This is a genomic window from Cryobacterium sp. TMT1-3 (genome assembly GCF_004402315.1).
Classification (GTDB): Bacteria; Actinomycetota; Actinomycetes; order Actinomycetales; family Microbacteriaceae; genus Cryobacterium; species Cryobacterium luteum.
In genome coordinates, this window is sequence record NZ_SOFW01000022.1 from 1 (window position 1) to 19,994 (window position 19,994).

The 19,994-nt window shown below is 61.3% G+C and carries 20 protein-coding genes, 1 tRNA gene and 1 pseudogene; 8 read left to right on the forward strand and 14 right to left on the reverse strand.

The features are described 5' to 3' along the window. Nucleotides 1-511: 511 nt before the first annotated feature. Both E3O25_RS07200 and E3O25_RS07205 read right to left on the reverse strand, forming a co-directional pair. A complete protein-coding gene (locus E3O25_RS07200; RefSeq protein ID WP_166805994.1) occupies nt 512-1,723 on the reverse strand; it encodes an MFS transporter in 1,212 nt (403 codons plus the stop codon). A gap of 38 nt (nt 1,724-1,761) precedes the next feature. Next, entirely contained in the window at nt 1,762-2,328 is a 567-nt protein-coding gene (locus E3O25_RS07205; RefSeq protein WP_092113099.1) for an alpha/beta hydrolase, read from the reverse strand. A gap of 60 nt (nt 2,329-2,388) precedes the next feature. Here E3O25_RS07205 and E3O25_RS07210 point away from each other — a divergent pair, with 60 nt between their 5' ends. Then, entirely contained in the window at nt 2,389-2,739 is a 351-nt protein-coding gene (locus tag E3O25_RS07210; protein ID WP_134360828.1) for a MerR family transcriptional regulator, read from the forward strand. 431 nt (nt 2,740-3,170) lie between these two features. Then, a complete protein-coding gene (locus E3O25_RS07215; RefSeq protein ID WP_166787665.1) occupies nt 3,171-3,740 on the forward strand; it encodes a cysteine hydrolase family protein in 570 nt (189 codons plus the stop codon). Nucleotides 3,741-3,944: 204 nt separating this feature from the next. On the opposite strand, the gene E3O25_RS07220 is transcribed toward E3O25_RS07215, so the two are convergent. From E3O25_RS07220 to E3O25_RS07230, 3 genes are all read right to left on the reverse strand, one after another. Then, on the reverse strand, nt 3,945-4,997 hold the full coding sequence (locus E3O25_RS07220; protein WP_092112561.1) for a CU044_5270 family protein: 1,053 nt from the start codon (nt 4,995-4,997) through the stop codon (nt 3,945-3,947). Then, entirely contained in the window at nt 4,981-5,577 is a 597-nt protein-coding gene (locus E3O25_RS07225) for an RNA polymerase sigma factor (RefSeq protein ID WP_092112563.1), read from the reverse strand. The genes E3O25_RS07220 and E3O25_RS07225 overlap by 17 nt, the downstream gene beginning before the upstream one ends. A 521-nt stretch (nt 5,578-6,098) precedes the next feature. Beyond that, the gene (locus E3O25_RS07230) at nt 6,099-7,310 is read right to left on the reverse strand and encodes an LCP family protein (RefSeq protein ID WP_134360829.1); all 1,212 of its coding nucleotides are present in this window, start codon (nt 7,308-7,310) and stop codon (nt 6,099-6,101) included. An 883-nt stretch (nt 7,311-8,193) separates the two neighbouring features. On the opposite strand from E3O25_RS07230, the gene E3O25_RS07235 reads away from it, so the two are divergent. The 5 genes and pseudogenes from E3O25_RS07235 to E3O25_RS17890 form a co-directional block, all read left to right on the forward strand. After that, complete coding sequence (locus E3O25_RS07235) at nt 8,194-9,477, forward strand: LCP family protein (RefSeq protein WP_134360830.1); 1,284 nt, start codon at nt 8,194-8,196, stop codon at nt 9,475-9,477. 324 nt (nt 9,478-9,801) lie between these two features. Then, a complete protein-coding gene (locus E3O25_RS07240; protein ID WP_134360831.1) occupies nt 9,802-10,518 on the forward strand; it encodes a hypothetical protein in 717 nt (238 codons plus the stop codon). 402 nt (nt 10,519-10,920) lie between these two features. Continuing rightward, nucleotides 10,921-11,247 (forward strand): hypothetical protein, encoded by a 327-nt coding sequence (locus tag E3O25_RS07245; RefSeq protein ID WP_092112573.1) that lies wholly within the window; start codon nt 10,921-10,923, stop codon nt 11,245-11,247. Nucleotides 11,248-11,572: 325 nt separating this feature from the next. Then, nucleotides 11,573-12,352 carry an alpha/beta fold hydrolase gene (locus tag E3O25_RS07250; RefSeq protein WP_241988531.1) on the forward strand — a complete coding sequence of 260 codons (780 nt, stop codon included), beginning with the start codon at nt 11,573-11,575 and terminating at the stop codon, nt 12,350-12,352. A 323-nt stretch (nt 12,353-12,675) separates the two neighbouring features. Continuing rightward, nucleotides 12,676-12,771 (forward strand): annotated as a pseudogene (locus tag E3O25_RS17890) (transposase); the annotation flags it as partial. 74 nt (nt 12,772-12,845) lie between these two features. Here the strand turns inward: E3O25_RS17890 and E3O25_RS16935 are convergent. The 9 genes from E3O25_RS16935 to E3O25_RS07295 form a co-directional block, all read right to left on the reverse strand. Next, nucleotides 12,846-13,112 (reverse strand): hypothetical protein, encoded by a 267-nt coding sequence (locus E3O25_RS16935; protein ID WP_166805995.1) that lies wholly within the window; start codon nt 13,110-13,112, stop codon nt 12,846-12,848. 131 nt (nt 13,113-13,243) lie between these two features. Further along, entirely contained in the window at nt 13,244-13,729 is a 486-nt protein-coding gene (locus tag E3O25_RS07260; RefSeq protein ID WP_241988532.1) for a hypothetical protein, read from the reverse strand. A 172-nt stretch (nt 13,730-13,901) separates the two neighbouring features. After that, nucleotides 13,902-14,507: a GNAT family N-acetyltransferase gene (locus tag E3O25_RS07265; protein ID WP_092112577.1), complete on the reverse strand. Its 606-nt coding sequence runs from the start codon at nt 14,505-14,507 to the stop codon at nt 13,902-13,904. Between the two features lie 100 nt (nt 14,508-14,607). After that, entirely contained in the window at nt 14,608-15,018 is a 411-nt protein-coding gene (locus tag E3O25_RS07270) for a hypothetical protein (RefSeq protein ID WP_198410967.1), read from the reverse strand. A 300-nt stretch (nt 15,019-15,318) separates the two neighbouring features. Continuing rightward, on the reverse strand, nt 15,319-16,506 hold the full coding sequence (locus E3O25_RS07275; RefSeq protein ID WP_134360836.1) for a site-specific integrase: 1,188 nt from the start codon (nt 16,504-16,506) through the stop codon (nt 15,319-15,321). After that, the gene (locus E3O25_RS07280) at nt 16,506-16,742 is read right to left on the reverse strand and encodes an AlpA family transcriptional regulator (RefSeq protein WP_134360837.1); all 237 of its coding nucleotides are present in this window, start codon (nt 16,740-16,742) and stop codon (nt 16,506-16,508) included. Before E3O25_RS07280 ends, E3O25_RS07275 begins: the two co-directional genes overlap by 1 nt. A gap of 171 nt (nt 16,743-16,913) precedes the next feature. Beyond that, nucleotides 16,914-16,987, reverse strand: a tRNA-Ile gene (locus tag E3O25_RS07285). 39 nt (nt 16,988-17,026) lie between these two features. Continuing rightward, a complete protein-coding gene (locus tag E3O25_RS07290; RefSeq protein WP_370448737.1) occupies nt 17,027-18,307 on the reverse strand; it encodes a glycosyltransferase in 1,281 nt (426 codons plus the stop codon). 155 nt (nt 18,308-18,462) lie between these two features. Beyond that, a complete protein-coding gene (locus E3O25_RS07295) occupies nt 18,463-19,377 on the reverse strand; it encodes a DMT family transporter (RefSeq protein ID WP_092112585.1) in 915 nt (304 codons plus the stop codon). A 40-nt stretch (nt 19,378-19,417) separates the two neighbouring features. Here E3O25_RS07295 and def point away from each other — a divergent pair, with 40 nt between their 5' ends. Beyond that, nucleotides 19,418-19,990: a peptide deformylase gene (gene def, locus E3O25_RS07300; RefSeq protein WP_092112587.1), complete on the forward strand. Its 573-nt coding sequence runs from the start codon at nt 19,418-19,420 to the stop codon at nt 19,988-19,990. The last annotated feature ends 4 nt before the right edge of the window (nt 19,991-19,994 follow it).

A 19,994-nucleotide genomic window follows, 5' to 3' on the forward strand; every position in this document is an offset into this window, starting at 1 on the left:
ACACCCAAAACCGCGCCTGTTTCTTAACGAACTCATTCTTCAACCACACGTACAACACCTCACAAAAATCGAGTGTTGCGACGACCGGTTGAATCCGCCTCCGGCTTGCGGGACAATAACGCGGTGTCTATGCGGGACGCCCCTTACTGTTGTCCGATCTGCTTGTCGCGTATCGGCATCAACCTGAGTTCTTGCGTTTGCGGACGTTTAACTTTGGATGCTGCGGTGTTGGGTATTCAGTGGAGTTTCGTCCTAATGCTTGATCGCGTTTCGCTTCAACATCCCGTCCGTGCGTAGGCGCGAACCCCGCGAGTCGACATCGTCATGATCCTTGATCGCCCTGATGAGTGATGAGTGATGAGTGATGAGCCCCATCGATCCATTTGCCAACTTGTGCTGAACCGATGATGTGGTGGGGCCATTACTGCTGACCCCGAGGGTGGCCGAGAGGCATACTGCGATCGGGAGCTCGCTATGCATTTCTGGAGTCAGCCAAATCTTCAACAGACCATCAAGGCCTATCGCTCCCAACTAAGGAAACGGGCTGATCCTCTCCAGCCGGAGACGTTTCACCGCTGGTCGATCCGGTTCGGTCTCGGGCGGCATAGACCACTTGTGCGATCACGAGCGCCCCGAACAGGCTGAAAGCGGCAGCGGCCAGGGCGATCGCGCGGAGGCCGAGTCCCGTGGCGATAACCTGGCCACCGGCCCACGAGCCAACGGCCGCGCCGAGCGCGAAAGCGGCCATGTTAACCGTCAGGGATAGGGTCGGCGCGTCCGCCGCCGTCGCGAGGATCCTGACTTGCAGACCGGGGATCAGTGCGAACGTCGCGATGGAGAACAGCACCAGAAACGCAGCACTTCCGGCTGCGGAGGGGGCGGCGATCCAGAAAAGAACGCATGCGGCTGTGAGCGCCCAGGAGAGCCACCCGACGGTGGCCTCGACAGAGCGATTGGCGAGCCGGCCTCCGATGAAGTTCCCGGCGATCGACCCGCCACCATACGCGAGGAGCACGGCGGGCACCCAGGCGGCGGGGAACCCGCTGACGTCGGTGAGCAGCGGCACCATATAGGTGATCACAGTGAACATGCCGCCTGAACATAGCACCGTGGCGAGCACCGTGCCGGTGACCTGCCAGTTCGTGAACGCCCGTATCTCGTGCCGCACCGAGGTTGGATCCACGGCCTTGTCGTTGGCGGGGATCGCGATCAGGATCATCACACACGTGATCAGAGCGAGCACGGCGACGCTGCCGAAGGTGGCGCGCCAGTTGATCTGCTGTGCCATGAGTGTGCCTAACGGCACCCCGAGGACGGTTGCGAGATTCACGCCGAGTTGGGTGCCAGCTACGGCAGAGCCTCGCTTCTCGGCAGAAGCCAGGCTGCTTGCCGTCACGACGCACACCGCCAAGAACGTGCCGTGGATGATGGCAGCTATCATCCTTCCGACCAGCAGGATCGCGAACGTCGGCGCGAGCGCGCACAGCACGTTCCCGAGCACTGACACCAGCAAGAGCAGCACAAGCAGGTACTTGCGGGGAAAACGAGTGGTGACCGCCGTGACTATCGGGCCGCCTACCACCACAGTAAGAGCGTAGACAGTGACCATCAGGCCTGCGGTGGGGATGGTCACCGACAGGTCGCGGGAGAGTTCTCCGAGCATCCCGCTGGGTGAGAGTTCGGCAGTGCCGACGCAGAAGATACCGAGGATCAGCACGGCCATCCGGAAGTACATGGAAATCCCTTCGAACGGAAGCGGATTCAGGACACGATGGCGTCGTACGCGGCGGGCAGGGTGCTGTGGCCATCGGCGGCGAGGAAATGCCCTGCTCCGGGGACCACCACGGCCCTGACCCCGAGAAGTTCAGCCAGCCGATCCGTGTGAGAGAGAGGCACCAGGGAATCGTCGTCGGAGCGAATCACGATAACCCGGTCGATGTGTTTGCTTAGCCCGGTCACATCGCAACCGGCACCGATGAAGCTGTCCAACTCCGGCAGCACCGGCAGCGGATCGAGAAACCCGGACACCAAGACGAGGCTTCCTAGCCGCCACACGCCGGTGAGGGACGCCAAGTGCCGCAGTACGGCGAGACAGCCGAGGCTGTGCGCGATCACGGCCGTGTCCTCACCCATCTCGCCCACGGCAGCGCTTACGGTCTCCTGCCAGCGGGGCGCCTCGGGCGCGCGAGAGTCTGGCAGTGCAGGGACGACGGTCCGGATGTTGGCGGCGTCGAGTTGCCGAGCGAGCCAGCCGAACCAGTGATCGTCTGGGACGGCCCCGTAGCCGTGGAAGATATAGGCATCCTGAAGTGTTGTTAAAGAAGTCACGAACAAGAACGTACGGCCTGACGCTAGTGTGAAGGTCAAGCCTGATGAGAGGAGACAGCGATGCAGATTGGCGAACTCGCCAGCAAGACTGGGGTCAGCGCCCGCGCGCTGCGCCACTACGAAGAGCGCGGCCTGCTCATCCCCGAACGCAGCAGCGCAGGCTACCGCGACTACGCCCAAGAGGACATCGTCCGAGTCGCACAGATCAAGACCATGATCGACGCAGGCTTGAACACCGCCTCCGTCAAACGCTACCTCGACTGCGCTCGCGTCGGTGACCACGGCACGTGGCTTGAACTATGCCCGGATCTCCGCGCCGAACTCGCCTCCATCTCCGAATGCCTCGACCGGAGGCAGGGTGAGCTGTATGAGCGACAGCAACGACTGCACGACCTCGCGTCTGCCAACTAAGAACCATCTGGCGCTAGGAGCCCCGTAGCCAAGGATCAACGCGGAGCCGAGGGTGATGAACGATGCGTGGATCGTGTTAACCAACGGTGCGGTGCCCCCGATGATCATCGCGGGGGTTCATCGTTATCCGGACCAGTCCGATGCCGAGCACGAACCTCAGAGCCAGCGGCAGTCCCAGGTCCTGGGAATCCCAGTTGGGGTTCCCCTTGCGGGAACTCTGAGCGACCGGCGTGCCGCCGGCCGTATTGATCGTTCTGGAACATTAGAGTTCCGGCTTGTGAGATCGCGTCTGCGTCCCACCGTGGGTGTCGAACTGACGTGGTGCGCAGTCGTGGGATGCTGAATGATGTCTGACGCGGTCCCGGTCCACATGGCAGCTGGGGACCAATCATTTCTGTCGTTGATCTGAAACCTATAAGGAGTTCTAAATCGTGACACAGCTACCCTCGATCGATGACCACACCGCCCTGATCGTCGTTGACGCTCAGCAAGGATTTGACCAAGTCGAATGGTGGGGACCGCGAAACAACGAGGACTGCGATCAGAACATCGCAGCGTTAGTGAACGAGTGGCACAGGCTTTCGCGACCGGTCGTCTTCGTGCAGCATAATTCTTCTAGTCCGCTCTCCCCGCTGCACCCCAGCAACCCTGGCTATGCGTTGAAAAGCTACATGTCCGGTACTCCAGATTTGTTGGTCCAAAAGACGGTCAACTCAAGTTTTCACGGCACACCCGATCTTCACTCCTGGCTTCGCAAAAACGCTATCTCGATCATTGTGATCTGTGGCATCACCACCAATCACTGCTGCGAAACAACAGCTCGCGTTGGCGGAAACTTGGGATACACCGTCTATTTTGCTATAGATGCAACTCACACATTTGACAGGGCAGACCTCGAAGGTGGCATGATCAGCGCCGAGGAACTTTCCCGAGTAACCGCGATCAATCTCCACGACGAGTTCGCCACTGTCGTCCACTCGCGCGAACTTCTCAACCGCTGAAAGCGTCCCGTAGGGGTTTCCTTTTGCGGACGGATCCATGAATTCCCTGCGCGTGTCAGCGGCCCGCGGATGGTATTCCGGGAACCGCTGACTCTGCCGTCAACTCGTTGCTGGCAGTTCCTGCAGGACGTACGTGATGTCGATCCAATACGTGGCAGCGGGCTCGGCTGCTGGCCATTCATCGAGATCCATGTTGTCCTTCACCTATCCTGGCGGCGACTGTTCGCGGAAAGGCCCGGGAGGAGCGTCGCCGACGACGAGGGTTTTCACGGACGTGAGTTGTGTGACGGTACCGGCCGGAAAGTAGCCGTCGGCTTCTATGGTGAGTGTTCGCATTCCAATGACGAGTCCGGTTAAGGGGTCGATGATGATCTGTTCGATGTATGAATCGGAGGACTTCCGGCTAATGCCGACACCGGTTCGCCCGTCGAGGTTGGCTTGACCGTCCGATAAGTAGACACCCGGCACCCGGGCCAGGACGTCGTACAGCGATGCGCGCACCGCAGCCGGCACCAACCCGGTTCGTAGAAGGTCCGAGATGTCCATGAAGACGTGTTCATCAGTGGACCGGGACGATCCCTCGGCTTGGACCTGGTCATACAGGTAGGTGAGGAGTTCGTTGGAGTCGGTGGGAAGCAGGGCGATCTGTGATCCTGATCTGTCACCGTATTCGATGAATTGGCCGGCTTGGCCGTCGCGGAGGACGATATCGCCGTTGCCTGGATTGCTCGAGAGCCGGTCGATTTCGACCTGGGCCTTCTCAACGTTGCCGTAGGTCTCCCCGGCGGGCAGAGTTTGTCGGGACTCAACCCAGACGTCGTCCCGGTCAAATGGCACGTACAGCACGGCACGTTGACCGACTTGAATGGCGAAATCCACATACGACCCGGTAGCAGCTTCCGTCGTGTCCACGGCGAGGTATTCGCCGGGGCCGACGACGGGGTCGGAGGTCGTGATCGTCGTCGTTGCGGCACTGCGGAGTGCTTCCGCTGCCTCCGCCGTTGCAGCGTTCGGGCCTACCAGGTTGGACGTCAGCATCGTGACGATGGTCACAGCTGCGGCCGCGGCCATGACACCCACCCACCGGCGTCGCGTCATCCGTTTGGCCGGCTTCGACGTGCTCGGTCGAACTGGGACGGGCCGAACCATCGGCGCCGCTTCGTCTGCGGCAATCCGCTGAAAGAGGTCGTGCTCCATCCGAGTGAAGGCGGCATCGTCGGGGATGAGGGTGCTGGGTGGGTCAGTGCGTCTGTTCATAGGAATCCTCCTGTAGTTGGAGTTCGTGTCGTAATTGAGAGCGCGCTCTCGACAGCCGATTTCGCACGGTTGCGTGACTGACGCCGAGTTTGGTGGCGGCCTGCTCGTAGCTGAGATTGTTGACGAGGCACAATTGCACGATTCGTTGTTCCAACGGCCTAAGCCCGGCGATGATGTCGTCGAGCCGCCTTGTCAGTTGCTGTTCCGCGGCGATCACGTCCGCGCCGGCTGATGAGTGCGTGTCGATCTCATCGTTGAGGGAGATCGAGGCCTCCCGGGACGCAGTTCGCCGCCGATTCATCGCTTGGTATCTGGCGGTGGCGATCAGCCACGGAAGCGCAGAATCTTCAATGAAGTTGACCGTGGCTCTTTTGCGCCACAGAGTGAGAAAAGTATCAGACAGCACGTCCTCGGCGTCGGTGGGATTCCGCAGGACGGTAATCGCTACCGCGTAGACGATTCGGCTGTGCCGCCTGAAAATCGTCGCGAATTCCCTGCGGTCGCCATCAATGCACTGGTCGATGAGTTCCTGGTCTGTTTGTGAGTTGGGCCGAATCTTTACCACTGTCGCAACTTGCATATGACCGTCACTACGTCCCCCTTCATTTGCGTTCTTTCCTAATGATGTCGGGGATGACGAATTCGTCTCAGAACCGGCGATCGCGACGACTCAGGCGCGCAACGACTCCAACGGCGCTGGAGACCAGCCGCACGCGGTCAAAGGTCACCGGCAATGAGCTCGCGCGCGTGCTGCTGATCGAAAGGGACGCGTGAGTGGCCTACGACCGGACCCTGATCACGGCCGAAATTCGGCCACCGCAACAGTGGACGAAACTTTCCGCACTACCGGAGCGGTAGGCGTAACTGCACCCCCGGGATTCGGCGCAGCCCTCGTGAGTGGGGCGCGGCCGGCGCTGCGCCTTGGTCACAGGGCTCTTGTTCGCGCAGTCTCAAGAGAGAGCGCGCCAACATCCGACTTTTGATCGTCCCGTAGAGGATTCAGCTTGCTGGACAACTCAGGTGAAGGACAAGATATTGTGCGTGGCGGTCCGGAAACACCTACGCCTATTTCGTGCGCTTTATAGCGCGGTGTGATCGCTGTCACCCGGTGGCGGCTTGGGCGCACGAGTCATCCTGCGCTGTTTGACCGGTGAGTCCGTCCAACGCTTGAACGGTCGGCTGTGGAGTGGGGACGATGCTTTCGGTCGTCGCAGGCGTTGACGTTTCGACCGGCACCGGTGCATCCGGTGTTGGTGCCGGTGTTGGCGTTGTTCCAGGGAGGGTGAAGGGTTCATCGCTGGCGAGTTTGGTGAACATGTCGGCGGCCACCGCTTCAGTGGGAACGACCTTGCCGGGGAAGCGGGAGTCTCCGGTCGTGCCGGGATACTGCACGAACAGCAACCGATCCAGGTCGATGTCTTGGAGGGCCAGGGCCATGGATACCATGGTGTCGATATCGGCGAGGGACGTTGACAGCTTAATTTTAGATGCCGCAGTGTTGGCGAGGTTGATCAGGGTCGGGATGTTCGTGAGTGTTCCGTGGCCCTGTACGGTGCGCATGAGTGAGGCCATGTAGATCTGTTGTGAGGAAATCCGTGCCAGGTCGCTTTGGTCGCCGACGCCGTGGCGGCTGCGCAGAAATGCCAGTGCGGTGTCTCCGGCGACGACGCTCGTGCCCGCGGGCAGATATAGGCCTGCAGAGTCGTCGTTGATGGGTGCATCCAGACAGATGGGCACTCCGCCGACAGCGTCGCTCATTTGCACGACCCCGTTGAACGAGATAAGTCCGGCGTACGGAATGGTGAGTCCCGTCAGCTCGGACACAGTTTTGACCACACACGGTAGCCCGCCCCGTGACATGGCCTCATTGATGGGGCGGGCGGCCATCGCTGAAAACTCGGCACCGCTCTCGTCATCCGTGCATGTGGGGTGCGGCACGATGAGGTCGCGGGGGATGCTCACGACGACAGCGTTGCTGTGGTCGGCGGACACGTGCACGAGAATGTTCACATCGTTGCGGGTGCCGTGGCGTTCACCGTAGGCCGCGCTTTGAGTCGCATCATTGTCGATACCGACCATGAGAATGTTGAAGCCGTTTTCGTAGCTTTCGAGCTGTGGCACGGGCGCTGCCGTGTCGCCAGCGGTGATGTCGATGGCGTTGTCGTCGACCGTCTTGCTGAAGCTCCACACCGCAACAGCAGCCACGGCTGAGGTGCTCACCACGGCCACGGTCAGCACGGCCGCCACCAGTTTGAGGGCGGTGGCGTACGGATTCGAGCGTTTCAATCGCCCATGACGTGCGATCCCGATCATCCGTTTGCTTCGCCTGCTCGCGTCAACCACAAAGCCTCGTCCCCTTGCGCCCGGTCTGTGACCGAACCATCTCTTTGCGTTACGACCGATCATGCCCCTCGACGTCGCGCTGGCCCTCCCGAGGCTACCGCTTTCCACGCGACGGCTGGGGCGCACGGAAGGGGCCCTCGTTACTGAGACTGGAGTTGCTGGGCGCCTTGCTGGCCAGGGAAATTTTCCTCAGGCTGGCCTGGAACTCAATCCGTCAGTGGGTCCTTCTTGAGGTCGCAGAGGCTGAGACTCGCTTCCTAATACCCTTTGGACGCTGTGCGTGGTTCCGAATCAACCGGTTCAACCTGAATGTCACCGGAGGGGGAACCGAGACAGATTGTGAAGGTTCTGTCCACGGACAGTGATTTGGTTGCTTTCGGCAGCGCCAGAAGTTCGGTGCAGTCGCCCCGAAGTCGATGTTGCTTTCGCTGTAGCGATACGGTGCAAGCATGGGGAAAATTTGGGGGCGCACTGTTCCGTGCCAGAAACTTGGCCGTACTTGCAACGGTCTCGTGCTGACTGGGTGCACAGCCTCGGCTCCAGACACCCGTGATTGGGCCGTGGGAACTTCGTTCCCTCCCGCAGCTGCGTCTCACGTAAAAAGCGACTCTGACATGCTCCTCTTCCCTGCCGCGTATGACGACTTTGGGACGGTGGGAATGCAGCCCGTAGCAGTCAAGATTTGGAACGACAACAAGCCATTCGCGGTGGATAGGGAGAGCCTTGTCGTCGAACGAGGTAAGGTGGCCCTCCTCGCCCGTCATGTAGAACTGCAGAACACGTCACTGCGGGCGAAACGTTGAGCAGCGCGAGGAGTCCGATCCGGCACCCGAACTTCGGATCCCGAACGTTCATGACCCGGCGGGCCTGGTGGCTCGTCGTCCTCAATATTCTCATCCCCGGCTCCGCTCAAGTGCTTGCCGGTAGTCGGGCCCTTGGCCGGTTTGGCCTACGCGCCACCCTATGTTTCCTCGCCCTTGTTGTAGTGACCGGCGCCGCATATGCGATGAATCCGGAGATCCTGCTCACCGTTGCCACCAACTCGATTGGTTTGTGGATCATCGCCGCCGCGATGGTGTTCTATGCCGTGCTGTGGGTTGTCTTAACTGTCGACACGATCCGGCTAGTGCGTTTGGTGAAGGTCCGATCCCAGGCGCGCCCGTTTATCGCGGGGCTAGCGACCGTCGTGCTAGCGGCCGTGGTCGGCATCGCCGGGTATGGTGCCTCTGTGGCAACCACGGCCAGCGATTTCCTATCCTCGGTTTTCGCGGCTGGACCGTCGGAGCCGCCCGTTGACGGCCGCTATAACATCCTGCTCCTCGGTGGCGACGCTGGCGCCGACCGGATAGGCATGCGGCCCGACAGCATGTCGGTCGTCAGCATCGATGCTGAGACGGGCAAGGCCGACATCATTGGCCTACCGCGCGACCTCGAAGACGTACCGTTCCCGGCAGACTCGCCATTGAATGCGGTCTACCCGGACGGCTACGGCTACGGCAATCGCTGCGCCGTGGATGTCTGCATGCTCAACTCGATCTATACCGAGGTCGCCCTGAAGAGCCCGGAGATGTACCCGAACGCCTTGGCCGACAACAGCGATCCAGGCATTGAAGGCATGCGCGACGCCGCCAGTGGAATCACCGGCCTCACCCTCCAGTACTACGTGCTGATTGACATGCAAGGCTTCTCCGACCTGATCGACGCCCTCGGCGGCGTAGACATCACTGTCACCGAACGTGTTCCGCTCGGCGGCGATGAGGCACTGAGCGGTGTCGCGGAGTGGTTCGAGCCGGGCAAGCAGCATATGGACGGCTACCACGCCACCTGGTACGCCCGCTCCAGGCACGGAACGAGCGACTACGACCGCATGGCCCGCCAGCGCATCCTGCAGGAGGCGATCCTCAAACAGTTCAACCCGGCGAACGTGCTCACAAAATTCCAAGGTGTGGCCCAGGCCGGCCAGCAGGTCGTCAAGACCGACGTACCTCAGGGAATGCTCGACTCCTTCGCCAACCTGGCAGGCAAGACTAGAGACCTACCGGTGGGTTCCGTTGAGTTAGTTCCGGATAATGGCGTCGACCCGCAGAACCCGGACTACGACTCTATCCGCAGCCTGATCGACACCGCCCTTAGATAAATTCAAATTGTGTTGCCAGAGCTGGGACACCGCGACCGGGTGCCGCTTCTCGCGATGCGGTGGAGACCTTCATCAGATTTCCGCAAGAGGGTTTTCCCCTTGCGGGCCTCTCTGTTCGTCCAGCATCGAAGGTCACGGCGCAAGTTGAAGAGCCTGCATCAGGGCCACAGCCCCACGCCTAGACCTCGCACACACGACCACAACTGTCGAATTGTCTAACGAACTTAGGCAGTGCGGAACTCAATCTGAAACAGTGGGTAGCCAAGGCGCAGCCCAACGACGTTATCTCAAGGCGGAGAAGACGATAAATACCAAGGGGATTCTATGAAACGTGTGACATTCGTATTGGCCGCAGCGACCGTAGCGGCTGTTATCTTGTCAGGGTGTCAAGCAGAGCAACCCGTCGCACCTGATTCATCATCGTCAGCCTCATCGACTCCCGCCCAGACGGATGAACCTACTGCGCAGGATTCTGCTCAGGCGTGGGCGGACGAGACCTTCGGGACGTTCGAGGCTTTCACGGTCACCGGTAACGGTGCGGATGAAATTGTCTTTCCCGATGACGCTAAGTCTGGCTTCTACACGATCACGTGGGCACCCGGCCACTGGGCCAATGAGCAGTCCGGCGCGCAGGTTTATGGTGAAGACGGCACGTATCACGAGGCTGGCATGGCAGATTATCAAGGCGATTCCGCCAGCGTCGCCTATGGCCTTGACTCCTCCCTTGGCCCGGCAGGCTGGATCACCGTCGGGCCTGGCGCGGGTGACTGGTCCATTACCGTGTCGCCCATTTCGGCGCTTCCCGCACTGCCGGAGACCGGCGGCTACGACGCCTATCTGTACGCGGGCGCAGAGCAACCGGCCATCTTCTCGTCCTTAAACTCGGGGCGGGTCAACGTTCGACAGTTCAACGGCATCGACCCGACCGACAGCATCCTCCCTCAGGAAGACTTCCCCGCTGTTGGCACTCTCCTTGCTGGTCCCAGCGTCGTCAATGTCCAGCTGGAGAGCGTGAGCCCCTGGACGCGATCCACGAACTAGCCAAGTCGACACGACCGGATTAGCGGCCGGTTCGGTCCATGGGACCGCGAATCACGCGCAACAGAGTGTGTTCACTTATCCAGTGAATGGCGTCCCGTAGAGGGCTACTCAAGGGGACGCCGTGCGAGGCAACCGCCAGGGTCAGAAGTTCGTGCAGCTACATCGATGTCACTATGACGATACGGTGGAGAGATGGGGAAACTTGGGGACGTGCTGTCCGGTGCCAGAAACTTGACCGTACTTGTAGCCATTTTCGCATTGACTGGATGCGCAGCCTCGGCTCCAAACACTGGTGATTCGGCATCAGGGACCTCGACGCCGCAAGCGACTGACGCTCCCGTCGAAATCGACTGCGACACGCTCCTTCTCCCTGCCGCGTATGAGGACTTTACGGCCCGGGGAATGCAGCCGATCGTATTCAGCACCTGGAACGACAACATGCAATTCCTGGCCGACAACGACGGCCTCGTTTGCGAACAGGGTGTGCCCAACAGCGGCGAGGTCGCCGTTTTCGCCGCACTTGAGATGACAGCTGAACAATGGGAAGCCAAGAAGTCCGACCTAATCAATCTCGGAGCATCCGAAGCCAACGCCTCCACCAGCGGATATCTCCAGGAACCCGAAGTAGACATCAACGTTTCGCGCGGTGGCTACGTTTTCAGGGACGGACTGCTGTACTACGTAAGCAGTGACCACCTCGCGCAGTGGATTCCGCAGAAGACGGATTGAGCCAGGCCGCTCCCCGGTCGGGGTTTCTGACCCCGAGCTTTCGCAACCCGGTCACCCTTCTTTCATGTTGACTCAGCTCGCGCGCGAACAGACGGGTTCGGAGCTCGTGGCGTCCCGTTGAGGGTTCCCGAGTGACACAGCAGCGGGAAGTTCAGCACGTAGTCGGGGCGGCCTCAGATCCGGCGCGCTGCTGAGCGTCCCTCTTGCGGGTCGATGGGACTGCCTACCCAAGCTGCGATTGAGCGTTGGATGCGCTGCCTAACGGCGTATCGCTGTGCCGTCGGGCCTCTGGCCAGATATGTTGCACTGCCCCTACAGTGAAGTCATGTTGCACTCAACCCGGCAAGGCTCCGGTAAGCCACTCCTGCTGATCCATGGGCTCGGTTCCAGTATTGGCAACTGGAACCCGGTAATCCCGGCGCTGGCCGCTGAACGCGATGTCATCGCCGTCGACCTCCCCGGCTGCGGCGAATCCGCGCCGCTGACCGGCGAAACCACCATTGCCACGCTGACCGATTCCGTCGAAGCCTTTATCCGCGACGCGGAACTGGGTGACCTTGATCTGGTAGGCAGCTCCATGGGCGCGCGGATGGTAATGGAAATGGCACGCCGCGGGCACGCTGGGACCACGGTCGCACTGGACCCTGGTGGATTCTGGAATGACCGCCAGGCAGCGATCTTTGGTACAAGCATCAAGGCATCCGTCGCACTGGTGCGCCGCATCCAACCGGCGCTCCCCTTCCTCACGGGCAACCCTGTGGGTCGCACGGCCCTGTTTGCACAGTTCTCCGCCCACCCCTGGAAGCTGCCACAGGATCTGGTCCTGCACGAGCTTCGCGGGTTCAAGACATCGACCAGCCTGGACCCGTCCCTCAACGCGCTGATTCATGGACCCCGCCAGGAAGGCGCACCGGCCGGTTCGCTCAAGGGCAAAATGGTCATTGGATGGGGGCGGAAGGACAAGGTCACCGTTCCCAGTGAGGCGGCGCGGGCCACGGAGCTGTTCCCGGATGCAACGCTGCACTGGTTCGAAAACTGCGGTCATTTCCCGCACTGGGACCAACCAACGGAAGCGGCGCGCCTGATTCTCGATAGCACCGGCTGAGCTGCGGCTGAGCGCCCGGGCGAAGCCACCTACGGCTGAGTTGGCTTCAGAAAGGTGGAACCGGCGACGGCTGGGGATGATGCCCCAGTCTCGGGGGGGTATCGACGTCGCCGGTTCCGAATTGAGGAACCGGCTTCACTGCGACCGTGGCCGCTAGGGCGTGTCTCCCAATGATGGGCTGTTCATCGGCAGGATGGAGGAGTGAGCCCTCGTTACGCCGTGTTGTCGGATGCCCAGTGGAAGCAGATTGCCCCGTTGATGCCTGAATCGGCGGGGAAGTTGGGCCGTCCGTTCAAGGATCACCGTCTTATGACGGAGGGGTCATCTACCGGAATCGGGCCGGCATCCCGTGGCGGGACCTGCCGCCGCAGTTCGGGCCGTGGCAGACGGTCTGGGAACGCCACCGCCGCTACAGTGCCGACGGGACCTGGGGTGCTGACGCGGGCGGACGTCGCCGGGCTGATCAATTGGGAGGTGTCGATGGATTCCACGGTCAACCGCCACCAGCATGGCACCAACCTTCCCCGCGGGCGAGGCTCTTCTTGAAGGCCTCGAACCGCACCTGCTCTAGGTTGCTCACTTGGCCCCGCAACCGTTCCGCGACGACCTCCCTGTCGGTGACGAACGCCTCGACGCTCGTATCTCCTCCGGTCCCATACAGAAGCCTGCGAAGCTTTCCGATCGTGGCTGTCAGGGCCCGCCTCATCATCGCCTGGAAATCCCACAGCGTCGGGTCACCGTCAAAGAAGAAGATTGCCATAAGGCCATCAAAACGGACCCGTGCCTCCGGCAGGAACTATGTCGCCGAGTGTCCCGATGAAGGTTCGGCTTGCGAACGGCTCATCAACTCGCGATACGAACCTGGAGTCCCTTCGCACCCGCTGCTCCCATCTACAACGGCTGGAATGCGAACCTGTCCTCCGGTGAAAATATGTACTCATGGTCGCAGCGGAACCCACGCAGCCACTGCTGGCCGTCGACGACGCGTAGATAGAAACCTTTCGGAAACGCCACGTCGTCACTTAATGGTGCCGAGGCGACCTTGAGCGCGCCCGCAGGTGACCTGCCGGCGGACAGAACCGAATCAGGCGCGTTTGCCTGCGACGCCATTGCGAGCCGGAGATACGGGCCGGTGTCCGGAGGGCAGAGCGCAAATCCTCGTTCACGGGCCACCGCGAAGACCTCCAGTAGCGTCGCCCCGGTGCGCAGACCGAGTTCACCTACATTGCGCTCGATGATGTTGATCTCCTCCTGGGCTCGCGGATCGAAGACCGTATGATCGAGCAGCCTGTCGGCGTACGCGTTGAGCAAGATGCCTCGTGAGCCCAGTTCAGTCCGCAGTTCGGTGCGGGTCGAACCTCCGATGTTAAGACGCAAGACTCTCGTCTCATCTCCCTCACGTCGGCGCAGGAAGCAAGGGTACTCCTTCACCAGTCGGAGTCGAAGGTAACCAATTCCCTATCGGAATGGTGAGGCGTCCCGCTGACCGTTCGTCATACGGAGTGAGGTTCTTGCGAAATCGAGCGGCCGAGCCGGCGATGTGACGCAATTACTGGAGGGACAATTTCCTCATGGCCAAAGAATGCCGAAGTCCCACGCGCACGGCTGGCCATTCATTAGCAGTAATCGAGAACACGACAGTGTCGCGGAGAGCACCGTCCGGTCCAACCGAGTGGCTGCGCAGTACTCCATCTTCCTTGGCGCCTAAAGCGGCTATTGCCTTTCGTGATTGGCGGTTGTGCCAGTGAGTGCGAAACTCTACGGCAATGCACTCCAAATCGTCGAAGGCGTAAGTCAGTTGGAGAAGCTTGGCCTCTCGGTTCGCACCCGTACCTTGAGCGCTTCCGGCCAGCCAAGTAGAGCCGATTTCCAATCGTGGGGCATCGGCGCTCGGATTCATAAAGGTCGTCATGCCAACGATTCGCCCCGTTGACGCAAGCCGAGTGGCCCAAGGGAGCATCTTCCCCCGCTCGTGCAGGCTGAGTCGGCGTTCAACCTCCGCAGCCATCGCCTCCGGGCGCGGTATGGATGTGTACCACGTACGCCAGAGTTCGCCCTCGTTCGCAGCTTCACACAGCTCGGCTAGGTGATCGAATGAAAGGGGCTCAAGAGTGACGAGCAGTCCTGAGAGCGTGGGCGATTCCAAGAGATCCATGGTCCGACACTATGGCACCGGGAAAGCCTATTGCGTTCCGGTTGGCGTGCGCATCAATACTGAACCCGCAGAGGGTTCGGCTTACGGGCACGGGCATGTGCTACGAGACTGGAAGTGTGGCCTTGCCTCGCCGAAGGAAATAGGCGACGGTGACCACGGCGAGAAGCGGCCCCCAGGCGAGAATCGGGGCGTAGGACGGCCCCATCCAAGGAAGGCTGGTGCTGTCGACTTTGTCCCACATTGAGAGCTGGCTGAAGGTGATTAAGGTGATCAGAGCAGCGCCGATTCCGGCCGGAATGACCGCCGCCATTCGTGGGACGGACTTTCCACCGATGAAGGGAATCCAACGAGGCACGACCTCCCCCCAGTGGTAGACGAGGCCCAGAGTGAGGAGAGCAAGACACTCGAGGGCCACGGCGAGACCAATCGTGTAAACGGCACCCCAGCCAGGCAAATCGTAGTCCTCGCGCAGCTCGGCGTCACTGAAGCCAACGGGGATGCCAATACTCATTGCGAGACGCCAAAGTCCAGACGGCAGCACGCAGAGGGGAACGGCGTGAGCAACCCACAACGCCCAGCGCGGCACCTTTGAGACGGTGTCGACTCGTTGCTTTCGATCCGCAGTCGTCGTCATGCGTCCAGTCTGCCGGTTCTGCTCCGTAGGCGTAATTCCTACTGAAGCTGTTCTTGCCACGTTTACCTGGAGCGGCCGACAGATCTTTCAAGATCACTGGCGGGGATCCTGAGTGCGGTTGAGTCCACAGGCGACGTGCTGGGCAGCATCACCGCATAGGGTTCCCGTCTGAAACTTCTACGGTGGAGGCGCCAGCCGCTGCATCACTTCCGCCGGCTCTGACTTCACCGTGCGGTCTGGCTCGGCGTAGTGCGCCTTGGTCGTCGACGTCGAGGTGTGCCCGAGCATGTCGGCCGCCGCCTGCATGCCGAGCTCATTGGCGAGGAGCGTCGCACCGGTGCGGCGAAAGGAGTGCGGAGTGATGTTCAGGCCCTCGAGGCCGGTATTCCGCAGGATCTCCCGAAACGTGCGCCTGACGTTGTATGGCGCGAGTGGAGTGCCCACTCTCGAGTAGAACAGCAGGTGCTCCGCATCCTCCGGATCGAGCAGTGCCAAACGCTGGCGGATCACCTCGACCGCGAAGGGCGGCATGCCGATGACCCGGTTCGACTCGTGGGTCTTGGGATGCTCCTGACGGTGCACGCCGGCCTTATTGTGCACGACGAGCGTGCCGCTGATGTTCAGCCGCGGCGGGTCGGCGTCCAGGTCGACGTCGCACTGCCGAATGGCGAGCACTTCTCCGATGCGCGTAGCGGTGCCGAGCATCACCTCAATGATGTCCCGCACCTGCCCGTCGGATCGAGGGCCCATCCGGCCCTGCTCTGTGCGCCATTCGCGAGCCGCCAGGCGGATCGCAACGATCTGGTCCGGCGTGAGGGCCTTCGGGGTGTGCGGAGGCTTCTTCATCCGCGAGGTCTCCTTCATCGGATTGCGCGGAATGATCTCCCGCCGCACTGCAAATGCCAGGATCATGCCGAGGAGCGTGCGGGAGTGTTTCGCTCGCGGATACGACTGCGCTCGCTGCTGCCTCAGGAAAAGCTCGATGCGGCCAACGGTCACTTCGCGAATAGTGAAGTTCTCGAAGAAGGGCACGACGAGCACGCGCAGTTCGCGTTGGTAGGTGTCTTTCGTGCCTTGGGACCGGTCAACATCGAGCATCACGTCTTCCATCCATGCCGCGGCGAGCACCGGAAAAGGCGAGCTGGCATCGAGAGAGTCGCCGACGCCACCAGAACGCATGCGCGCGGCCAGATCGACCTTGAGCGCTGCCTGCGCCGCGTTTCGACTCTCACGCGTCGCGCCAACCTGTCGAGACTGTCCGTCCCAGTCACGGAAGACGGTCGTGGCTCTGAACCGTCCTGGGCCGAGCTTGACGGTTGTGATCGAGCCGAACGTGCTGATCGGCAGACGTGGACGACCCGCCACTAGTGATCGCCCCCAAGATCGCCCAGAGCCGGTTCAGGCACGTGCAGACTGTCGAGCCATCGCCGAACATCGGAGATACGGTAGCGGATCTCCCGGCCGACTCGAATGCCGGAGGGCCCACGACCGTCGGTGCGCAGGTCATAGATGGCTTGCACCTGCACGCCGACATATTCGGCGAGCTCACTTGTCGTCAAAACGGGCTCGAGACCGAGCCCCAAGAGTCTTTCAGTGTCCATAACCCGTAGGTGTTCGAGGTCATCCCAGATGACTCGAACAGGGTCGTGCACCTTCTCTACGAGGACCTGAGAAAGCCGTATATTTTTGAATAAACAATGGATAAACAATGGGTGAGTCAAGTCTTGCCCTTTCGGTACAGACAAGAAGCCCTGATCAGATCTAAATTACAGTAGGGCGGCCGGGACTTGAACCCGGGACCGACGGATTATGAGTCCGCTGCTCTAACCAGCTGAGCTACCGCCCCAAAGGGCACGACCGAACGGTCGAACCCGCAGATACGTGACTACTCCGGCGTCTGCGACGCGGCGCCGTTGGTGACCAGATCGCTCACCGGCTCCCCACGATACAGGCATTCGAACGTGTTCAACGTGCGCTTGATGTCGTGCGCGGCGATGAGCTTGAGCGACTCGCGCTTGAGCGCCTTTAGCTGTTCCGGCGGGGCGGTGAGCACCACGGCCAGCTTGTCAGCGAGGTCCTGTGCATCACTGGGTTTGAACAGGTAGCCGTTCGCCTGGTCGTGCACGAGGTGTGGCAGCGCCATGGCGTCGGCCGCGACGATGGGCAGTCCCGAGGCCATGGCTTCCATCGTTGCGATACTCTGCAACTCGGCAATAGACGGCATGGCGAACACCGTGGCCCGCGAATAAGCCGCGCGAAGCTCGTCATCCGTCACATACCCGGTGAAGGTGACTCGTGAGCGGATGCCGAGGGTGTCAGCCAGGTGCTCCAGGTTACGTTTCTGATCGCCACCGCCCACGATCTCGACCTGCACGTCGAGGTCAGGCGACAGCAGCGCGACTGCCTGCAGCAAGACGTCAATCTGCTTTTCACCGGTGACTCGACCGACGAACAGAATACGGTTCTCGGTGCGCGACTCAAAGTTCGGCGCGTAATTATCGGCATCGATGCCGCAGGAGATGGCGTGCACCCCGGTTAGGCCCGTATACTTTTCCAGAAACTGGGCGGCACGCCGTGTGGGGGTGGTGACAGCGGCAGCACGGCCGAAGGTACGCCGCGCGGCCCGCCAGGCAGCCTTTATCACCCGGTCCTGCATGCCCACCGGAACGAGGGAGAACTTCACCATGTTCTCTGGCATGAAGTGATTCGTGCCGACCAGACGAATGTTGCGCTTGGCCGCCTCGATGGACACGCCCCGCCCGACATTGATGTGCGACTGAAAATGCACGACGTCAGGGTGGAAAGAATCGAGAATACGCCGACTTTCACCACGAATCAGCCACGGCAGGGCAAAACGCAGCCAGTCGTGCGGATACCAGCGCCAGCTGTGCAGACGGTGCACCACCATCGGCTGGCCCTCGTGCATCTCGGTCCAGCTGCCGTGTTTGCGCGAAGCGGCCGGTGCCATGATCTGAACCTCATGGCCTCTGTCCACCAGGCCGGCGGCAAGCCGCTCGGCAAAGCGAGCAGCGCCGTTTACATCAGGGGCAAACGTGTCGGCGGCGATGAGCACGCGAATGCGCGGCTTCTCGGTCGGCGCGTCTGCAGCGCTCTCGGGGGCTTCGCCCGGGGTCGGGCTGCTCAGCAAGTCGGTCGAATCTGACAAGTGGAGTGGTCCCTACGTTGTTGGGCCGGGGATCATCGTCCGGCAGGAAATCTCGGGTGCGGTTGGCAATACTGACGCTGCGCACTCGAACACTATTCTAAACCGTGCCCACCCCGCGGTGTCCCGCACCGTGGAAGGCGAAAATTCTTTACCCGTCAGCGATCGAGTTGCGGATGGTACCGCGCGAGCAGGAACACGCCCCAAATCGCGATCGCCCCGGCGACGACGAACGCCACCGCCGCTGCGGGCGGCGCCTGGCTGGCCTCTCCGAGTACGACGATTCCGATTCCGACAGCGACCAGCGGGTCAACGACGGTGAGCCCTGCAATGACGAGATCGGGTGGCCCCGCCGCGTAGGCGTTCTGAACAAAGTACGCCCCCAGCGCGGCCGCGAGCAACAGGCCGAGCACACAGGTGAGGGTGAGCCACTCAAAGTTGCCGTTCTGGGTGCGATTGATGACGACCTTGGCCAGGGTCGCCACGAACCCGTACAGCACTCCGGCGCCGAGAATGTAGAAGATCGCCTGCGATCGACGCCGCAGAAACCCGAAGGCGAGTGCGAAGGCCAACAGCACAACCGCAAGAACGACGAGGATGGTCACCAGATTTTGGTCAGTGACCGGCTTGTCGACGGCGGTAAACGCGGCGACCGTCACGAACAGGCCGACTCCGCCCACGCACATCGAAATGGCGATGATGCTCGCCCGGTTGAGTTTGACCTTGCTGACGCGGGCGTTCAAAACGGCGGTTATGACGAGGGCGACCGCCCCGAGCGGCTGCACGACGATGATGGGCGCGAAGGCGAGGCTCGTGAGTTGGAACACGATGGCGAGGCCGAGCATGAGCGAACCGAATACCCAACTGGGTCGGGCAAGCAGCAAGCTGAGCTGGCGCACGTTGAGTCCACCGGTGACCGCTTCGGTGCGCGCCTCAACCTTGTTGACGCCACGGTGCTGAAATTGGGCGCCGAGAGACAGAAAGACGGCACCGACCAGGGCCAGCGGAATTCCGATGGCCTGACGAGGATCAATGGCGATTTCTGTCGCCAGATCGGTTAGGTCAGAGGTCACTTCATGACCTTATCGACAAGCTTGCCGATATTCTGGAGAAATGGCCGTACGCGCGATAGTTATTTCAGGTGACCCCGTTCTTCACTCCCCCGCCGCAATCGTCGTCGACTTCGACGACGATTTGCGCGAATTGGTGCAAGACATGTTCGAGACGATGGATGCTGCGCCGGGCGTCGGTCTCGCCGCCACGCAGGTGGGAGTGGGCCTGCGCCTCTTCACGTACAGCTATCAGGACGATGACGACGTGACCTGGCGCGGAGTCGCGATCAACCCGGAACTGTGGATCACGCCGATCTCTGCCGAGCCCGTCGACGACGACGATGTCGACGAAGACGAAGGGTGTCTGTCCTTTCCGGGCGAGCGTTTTCCGCTGAAACGAGCCCAGTCAGCCATTCTGCGTGCCGTCGACGCCGAGCAGCATCCGTTTGAGATTCGAGCGGATGGCTGGCTCGCCCGCATCTTTCAGCACGAATACGATCACCTCGACGGCACGCTGTACGTTGATCGCCTCGAGCACGTCTACTCGAAAATGGCCGCCAAGATCGAGCGCAAGAAGAGTTGGGGCGTTCCCGGCCTGAGCTGGACGCCGGGCGTCGATAATCTTGAGGGCTGATTTG

Excerpts from the sequence above, each read along its gene's own strand:
- E3O25_RS07200 (WP_166805994.1), bottom strand. The coding sequence starts at position 1,723 with ATGGCCGTGCTGATCCTCGGTATCTTCTGCGTCGGCACTGCCGAACTC.
- E3O25_RS07210 (WP_134360828.1), top strand. The coding sequence starts at position 2,389 with ATGCAGATTGGCGAACTCGCCAGCAAGACTGGGGTCAGCGCCCGCGCG.
- E3O25_RS07220 (WP_092112561.1), bottom strand. The coding sequence starts at position 4,997 with ATGAACAGACGCACTGACCCACCCAGCACCCTCATCCCCGACGATGCC.
- E3O25_RS07225 (WP_092112563.1), bottom strand. The coding sequence starts at position 5,577 with ATGCAAGTTGCGACAGTGGTAAAGATTCGGCCCAACTCACAAACAGAC.
- E3O25_RS07230 (WP_134360829.1), bottom strand. The coding sequence starts at position 7,310 with ATGATCGGGATCGCACGTCATGGGCGATTGAAACGCTCGAATCCGTAC.
- E3O25_RS07235 (WP_134360830.1), top strand. The coding sequence starts at position 8,194 with ATGACCCGGCGGGCCTGGTGGCTCGTCGTCCTCAATATTCTCATCCCC.
- E3O25_RS07240 (WP_134360831.1), top strand. The coding sequence starts at position 9,802 with ATGAAACGTGTGACATTCGTATTGGCCGCAGCGACCGTAGCGGCTGTT.
- E3O25_RS07245 (WP_092112573.1), top strand. The coding sequence starts at position 10,921 with ATGCAGCCGATCGTATTCAGCACCTGGAACGACAACATGCAATTCCTG.
- E3O25_RS07250 (WP_241988531.1), top strand. The coding sequence starts at position 11,573 with ATGTTGCACTCAACCCGGCAAGGCTCCGGTAAGCCACTCCTGCTGATC.
- E3O25_RS16935 (WP_166805995.1), bottom strand. The coding sequence starts at position 13,112 with ATGGCAATCTTCTTCTTTGACGGTGACCCGACGCTGTGGGATTTCCAG.
- E3O25_RS07265 (WP_092112577.1), bottom strand. The coding sequence starts at position 14,507 with ATGGATCTCTTGGAATCGCCCACGCTCTCAGGACTGCTCGTCACTCTT.
- E3O25_RS07270 (WP_198410967.1), bottom strand. The coding sequence starts at position 15,018 with ATGAGTATTGGCATCCCCGTTGGCTTCAGTGACGCCGAGCTGCGCGAG.
- E3O25_RS07280 (WP_134360837.1), bottom strand. The coding sequence starts at position 16,742 with ATGGACACTGAAAGACTCTTGGGGCTCGGTCTCGAGCCCGTTTTGACG.
- def (WP_092112587.1), top strand. The coding sequence starts at position 19,418 with ATGGCCGTACGCGCGATAGTTATTTCAGGTGACCCCGTTCTTCACTCC.